At 56.1% G+C, this 2,153-nt stretch carries 4 protein-coding genes; all 4 read right to left on the bottom strand.

What is annotated here, in order from left to right:
- Positions 1–45: 45 nt before the first annotated feature.
- The 4 genes from secE to WA989_RS02635 all read right to left on the bottom strand — a co-directional run bounded on the left by secE (position 46) and on the right by WA989_RS02635 (position 2,119).
- The gene (gene secE / locus WA989_RS02650; RefSeq protein WP_424338976.1) at positions 46–261 is read right to left on the bottom strand and encodes a preprotein translocase subunit SecE; all 216 of its coding nucleotides are present in this window, start codon (positions 259–261) and stop codon (positions 46–48) included.
- A gap of 140 nt (positions 262–401) precedes the next feature.
- Entirely contained in the window at positions 402–1,280 is an 879-nt protein-coding gene (locus WA989_RS02645) for an SMP-30/gluconolactonase/LRE family protein (protein ID WP_424338975.1), read from the bottom strand.
- A gap of 89 nt (positions 1,281–1,369) precedes the next feature.
- A complete protein-coding gene (locus tag WA989_RS02640) occupies positions 1,370–1,867 on the bottom strand; it encodes a pyridoxamine 5'-phosphate oxidase family protein (RefSeq protein WP_424338974.1) in 498 nt (165 codons plus the stop codon).
- 54 nt (positions 1,868–1,921) lie between these two features.
- A complete protein-coding gene (locus WA989_RS02635; RefSeq protein WP_424338973.1) occupies positions 1,922–2,119 on the bottom strand; it encodes a YqaE/Pmp3 family membrane protein in 198 nt (65 codons plus the stop codon).
- Positions 2,120–2,153: the final 34 nt, after the last annotated feature.

Raw genomic sequence — 2,153 nt, 5'->3', positions numbered from 1 at the left:
ACGATATACCACTTGGCAGTAGCCATTTTTGGCACTCCTTGAAAATTATGCGCCGAGACCGGTGATCAGGCGGATCAGAATAGCGATGACCTGGTCTGCAAGGAACAGAAACAGGGCAACGATGATGGACATGATGACGACCATGATCGTCGCTTGAATCGTCTCGCTCGGCGACGTCCATGTCACCTTGCGGCCTTCGGCCTCGACCTGCCTCGCAAAAGTGATCGGGTCCACGCTGTTCTTTTTGTCCTTATCGGCCATCCATCAAATCCTGAAAGTCGGGGGTTTAAGCGGTCAGGGTCGCTTTCGCCAGTGCCTTACTCCGCATTGCGTCGGTTGTGAAGCCATCTGGGTGCAGGAAGTTCAAAACGCAAGCGGCGATGGCCAGGACGACAGCAGCCCTACCGGCCCGTCCACTCGGCGCTCCGCCGACCCTGGATCTCGGTCTGCAAGGCAAAAAGGCTGCCTGCAAAGGGCTGCATATCAAGCTGGAAGGAAGTCAGTCCGGTGCGCGCTGTCGTCACATAAAGCGTTTTCAGATCCCTGCCCCCAAAGCAACACCCCGTAATCCGGCTCACGGGAAGCTTTACAATCCGGTCGATCACCCCTTCCGGGCTGTACCTGACCAGGCGGGCACCATCCCACTCTGCGTTCCAGAGATATCCCTCGCTGTCGATTGTCGACCCGTCAGGATATCCCGCCCCTGAACTCGTCGTCGAAAAAATCCTGCGATTTGCGAGCCTCGAACCATCTTCGACATCAAAAGAATGGATTTCCTGCTCTGTGGTATCGCAGGTGTAAAAGGTGGCGCCGTCAGGCGAGAAACAGGCCGAGCTTGGTATGACGACAGGCTTTTGTTTCAGAGACGCGATAGTGCGATCGGGCGCCAGCCGGTACCAGCTGCTCCGCGCATCAGCTTCATGACTATCCATGGTTGCGAACCAGAAGCTTCCATCTGGGGCGACACCCCCGCAATTGATCCGGTTTCCTTCGGCTTCATCGGCGACTGCGACGAGTTTTGTGTATTCCTCGGTGGAGGGATCAAAGAAGCCGATTTCCAGCTCGCCGGCCATGAGCAGTTCGCCTTGCGACAAGGCAATCACACTCGCCTTCAAGGGCAAATCATAGCGGCGCGCATTGCCCGTTTTTGGGTTGTAGCGGTGTAGTTTTGCCCGGTTCGGATCGACCCACCACAGAAGGCCCTCCGACGGGCTCCAGACCGGGCTTTGCCCCAGCAGACAGCTTGTTGGCGCAACACATTGAGGCTCGAACAGATGCATGTGCTCTCCTTAGGTCGATCTGAGGCAATAAAAAAGCCAGCCCCATCAAATCAGGGCTGGCCGTCGCCTTACGGCGATTTTGTCATCAATCAGTGAAAATTGACCGAATTGCGTTCGCCGATGTCGGGCGTCTGATCCTTGCGATTGGCCTTGGCGATTTCCCAGGCAAACGTGATCGGGTTCTTGTCCGACGCCCAGATCGAGCCATTGTGCGGGTGGAACCGAAGCATGGTCAGGTCCGGATCGGACTTGCCGCCTTCAAACCAGGCAGCAACTACAGAGCTCCAGAACTGGTCGATCTTGGCCTGATCATGATCAACGTTCAGGTCACCGAGCAGACAGGCCTGGTAATCCTTTTCGACGACACAAAGATGAACTTTGCCGCCGTCAACACCCAAGGCCTTCACGAGGTCGGACGACTTGCTGGTGTAAAACCAGATCGTACCAGTCTCCTCGTCAATCTGAGGCGCCATGGGCTGCATGTGCTGCTCATGATCCGGCGAACCGAGCATAACCGCGCGAACATCTTCCAAATGTCCGAACAGCTGCTCTTTTGGGTTTTCCTTTAATTTTTCTAGATCTGCCATCTATTGAATTCCTTCTGAAAATTGGGTGTTGAGACAAGCGCTTGGCGCGGCTGATTAGTCAGCCGGGCGCGCAGCGAGCCATACGGCGTGAACCAGTCCCGGCACGTAGCCGAGCAAGGTCAGCACGATGTTGATTACGAACTGTGTTCCGATCCCGCGTGATAGGGCCACGCCAAGCGGCGGGAGCAGGATCGAAAGCAGTATGACGAGCAATCCGCCCGATGAGGGGGATACTTCTGAATGGGTGGTCATGATGTTGCTCCCTGAATGCAAAAGGGGCGGAGCC

The sequence above is a fragment of the Henriciella sp. genome (assembly GCF_049649345.1).
In the GTDB taxonomy this organism is placed as follows: domain Bacteria; phylum Pseudomonadota; class Alphaproteobacteria; order Caulobacterales; family Hyphomonadaceae; genus Henriciella.
This window is presented reverse-complemented; position numbering and strand designations above follow the sequence as displayed.

Coding starts and splice junctions, on each gene's coding strand:
- secE (WP_424338976.1), bottom strand. CDS start 261: ATGGCCGATAAGGACAAAAAGAACAGCGTGGACCCGATCACTTTTGCG.
- WA989_RS02645 (WP_424338975.1), bottom strand. CDS start 1,280: ATGCATCTGTTCGAGCCTCAATGTGTTGCGCCAACAAGCTGTCTGCTG.
- WA989_RS02640 (WP_424338974.1), bottom strand. CDS start 1,867: ATGGCAGATCTAGAAAAATTAAAGGAAAACCCAAAAGAGCAGCTGTTC.
- WA989_RS02635 (WP_424338973.1), bottom strand. CDS start 2,119: ATGACCACCCATTCAGAAGTATCCCCCTCATCGGGCGGATTGCTCGTC.